The following is an 885-nucleotide window of genomic DNA, read 5'->3' on the forward strand; positions in this document are numbered from 1 at the left end:
CCAAACAGCTTGAAGATATCATGACGGAAGTCGAGCGACTGCTTGCTCAAATTCCGGGAACAAAAGAAATGCTGACCATCCCTGGCGTTGCCGTCGTGACGCTCGCCGGCTTCCTCGCGGAAGTGGGTGATCTCAGCGGTTACGACCACGGTCAACAGATTATCCGGCTCGCAGGATTTAACTTGAAAGAAAATAGTTCAGGTAAGAAAAAAGGAAAATCAACCATTACAAAGCGCGGTAGATCCAGGCTTCGAGCGTTACTGTTCCGGGCGGTGATGCCGATGGTCGCCAAGAACACCGAGTTTAAGGCGATGCACCACTATTTCACGACACGAAGTCATAACCCGCTGAAGAAGAAACAATCCATTGTAGCACTGTGCGGAAAGCTGATCCGAGTCTTGTACACGCTCGGCACCAAACGTATTATGTACCAAGCAAACGACGTTCTTGGGCCTGTACGTCAGGCTCAGTTACAGATGGCAGCTTGATTCAAACCGTTATCGTGTTCCTCACCTGAACTTGAAATAAACTAACGACAATTGAAGCACGGAGCAGCCGTAGAATCTAATTCCGTAAGGGCAACGACCCAGTAAAGGAGCAAGAAACGGCATCCACACCTCGAGAGACAGAACGAAGGAATGTAAGGGCATAGACCCAGCGTGACATGGGAGGGTAAGTCGTCGAGGGGATAGGGTGGGTATCCAAGGTGCAGTCATATGAATCGCCCATAGATTGGAAATTGCTTTCCAATCGCTATTCCCGCCACCGGCTCTTGCAGAAAATTATGCCATGTCTACATGACTTCTCCATCTCTTGAGATAGTCGATGGTTGAGAATTTAAGAACGAGTGAGAAAATGCGAGAAAACATTAAATTATAGTGGGAG

Annotated in this window: 1 protein-coding gene; it reads left to right on the plus strand. The window is 48.4% G+C overall.

Annotated elements, in window-relative coordinates; all coding sequences use genetic code 11:
- On the plus strand, positions 1-488 hold a 488-nt coding region (locus ACFPOF_RS27320; RefSeq protein ID WP_378138559.1), incomplete at its 5' end, for a transposase.
- Positions 489-885 lie beyond the last annotated feature (397 nt).

It is taken from the genome of Cohnella soli (assembly GCF_042655525.1).
GTDB lineage: Bacteria > Bacillota > Bacilli > Paenibacillales > Paenibacillaceae > Cohnella > Cohnella soli.